Origin of the sequence: uncultured Proteiniphilum sp. (assembly GCF_937873925.1) — a bacterium.
In the GTDB taxonomy this organism is placed as follows: Bacteria; Bacteroidota; Bacteroidia; order Bacteroidales; family Dysgonomonadaceae; genus Proteiniphilum.
On sequence record NZ_CALNAT010000048.1, the window covers coordinates 1 to 2,473 of the forward strand.

A 2,473-nucleotide genomic window follows, 5' to 3' on the forward strand; every position below is an offset into this window, starting at 1 on the left:
TATTTTTCCAGCTTATATTTGAATGTATCAGTTGTCATGGTTCACTTATTTTTTTAGGGTCATTTTAGTATCATTTGCCCGTGATACTACTTTTTTTGTCTTGGATCATTGTTGGTATCATTCGGTATTATTAATTTATTATAACCATTTGCAGTACCCTATTCTTTAGTATCATTACCGGTATCACTTAGTATCATTACCAGTATCAGTATCATACCCTCCCCCTATATAAAGGGGGGGGTGATACTAAATCGTGATACCTATACATGTCAAAAAGGTGATTTGATCTCATATGTTCCATTCCTATTTTCGATAATTCCATTTTGCACGGCGGTCGAAATATACCGTTTTGCCGTAACTTCGGATTTACCGGTTCGTTGTACTATGATTCTGACCAGATCCCCATGCTTCATCGGTTCGCTCAAAATTGAGTCAAACAAATCCTGATAATTGATAGTATTCCGGGTCGTGCCTGGTTCGTAGGCCTCCGGCAGTCCGTCCTCTATCCTGAATGAGAAGTCATCTATTGGCCGGTGTCGCGAATCAATTATTTTGGCGGCCATGTAGGGTAGTCCATCATTCTCCTTTGATATTCTGATGACACTATCACCCTTCTGCGATAGGAAAGAGCCCAGATGTCCCCTGAGGTCGTCATTTCCCTTGTTGATGTGGAGCGATGTCACAATTGACACATTATACTCCACAGTCCACTTCATTAGTGTGGAAGTAACCTTGTGAGATTCTTCCAGTGAATTGAAATCGATGCATAAATCAACCGCACCGTCCAACACCAGCACGTCTGGTTTTAATTCCATTAGCGCATTTACGGTTAAATCTATTCTTTCCGGCACCGAATATTCCCTCAATGAAATTCCCCTCAGTGCGGAAGCATTTACACCCACACTCCATCCATTTATACGATGTACCCGTCGCAAAACCTCCTGAACATCATCCCGATTCTGCTCTGTATCGGCAAATAGAACGGAGAGGGAATCTGTCGGATGCAGTCCCATGTATCCGGCGGGATTAGTCAGCCCGGCCATGAGAATAGTATGGTAGAATGTTTTCCCCGCCTTTTGCTTACCGGAGCTTATATGTATTCCCCCCTTATATAACAAAGGGATACCCGTACTGTCTTGGATTAGTAGGGGTCTTGGCGGCGGTACAGGATTTTCGAGGTCAATAAGAGCCGACCTCCATTTCTTGTGTTCTTCAGGTATGTTGGGAGTGGGGTCAACTACACCCGTTCCGTTATTGACTAAATCGATTATTGCACATCTATTATCTGTTGTCATCGTAATTTTTTAAGGTTATTTCAGTTTCTCCTGCGCCCAGTTGTCCAGCTCGGTTTTGGAGAAAATTATTTTACGCTTGCCAAAGCGTTTAAATGGTATGGTGGCATTCATGGTGTGGCGGTAGAGAGTACTCTTCGTTATCGGAATCCCGATGTCGTTTAGGTACTCTACAGCCTCCGGGAGAGTTAAGTTTGTTTTTCCCTTTTGCGGATCATTTTCCGCCAATACGGAGATCATGGCATCCCGGATTGCCTCATCCAATTCCGAACGCTTAAGTACAATTAATGTGTCCATATTAGTTTTTATTTTGCGCAGGAACATCCCTACACCCAATAGGATAAAAAAACGCCATTCCATACGGAAAAACAGAATAATAAAGAACACAATTTAATTATACCACATCCAAAGTATTACAAATCAATGAAAAGCAACTAATGTTAAATAAACATAATGACAACAAATTCCATACGGAATTAAAAAAGTTTGATTATATTTGTATTATGGAAAAAAGGAATAGATATACGGTGCAGATAAAAACGGAAATTAGCCAGACTGCGGCCTATTTCATAGATCAGATTGTGAAACAAGCTCCAAAAACCTTTAAGTCAAGATCAGATTTTGTCAGAAAGGCTTTATTATATAATATGACAGAATATGATGATAAACCAGAAAATTATTTTTCTAAAGAGGAAAGAAATGTATATGGTACTTACTGTAATCCGAATATATCTTTTACTCCACCACCTGAAGCAATAATCAATAAATCACAACCAGTCGGAAATAGCAATAGAAAAAGATATACTGTTCAGGTTTGTACTGAATTAAGTAATATGTTTAATATATTTCTAAAAAAGTATATGAATGAAACTTATTTTCAACTCATATGTAACGAGATTGAAAATAATGATATGATTGCAGAGAAGGATAAAAAAATAATTATTGCATATAATTTTGCTAATATAAAAGAAGTAAACAGATCAAGTTTTCTCCGTAGGGTGATTATTTATCATATAGTTAAATTAATACCTTCTGCATTATATCATCTTCCTGAAAAAGAAAGAGAAGGATATAGGATATTTCAAAAATTTAGAATATAGAAAAATCTCACTAAATCTTTCTTCCCGGGTCACACAATGCTACTCATGACATTTGAATAATCCTTTGCCGGATTAAGTAGT

The 2,473-nt window shown here is 37.9% G+C and carries 3 protein-coding genes; 1 reads left to right on the plus strand and 2 read right to left on the minus strand.

The genetic code is table 11. The features are described from left to right. Positions 1-269: 269 nt before the first annotated feature. Positions 270-1,295: an AAA family ATPase gene (locus Q0502_RS03675; protein ID WP_298647277.1), complete on the minus strand. Its 1,026-nt coding sequence runs from the start codon at positions 1,293-1,295 to the stop codon at positions 270-272. Positions 1,296-1,310: 15 nt separating this feature from the next. Then, positions 1,311-1,589 carry a helix-turn-helix domain-containing protein gene (locus Q0502_RS03680; RefSeq protein WP_298647278.1) on the minus strand — a complete coding sequence of 93 codons (279 nt, stop codon included), beginning with the start codon at positions 1,587-1,589 and terminating at the stop codon, positions 1,311-1,313. Between the two features lie 206 nt (positions 1,590-1,795). Between Q0502_RS03680 and Q0502_RS03685 the strand changes: the two genes are divergently transcribed. After that, a complete protein-coding gene (locus Q0502_RS03685; RefSeq protein ID WP_298647279.1) occupies positions 1,796-2,392 on the plus strand; it encodes a hypothetical protein in 597 nt (198 codons plus the stop codon). Positions 2,393-2,473: the final 81 nt, after the last annotated feature.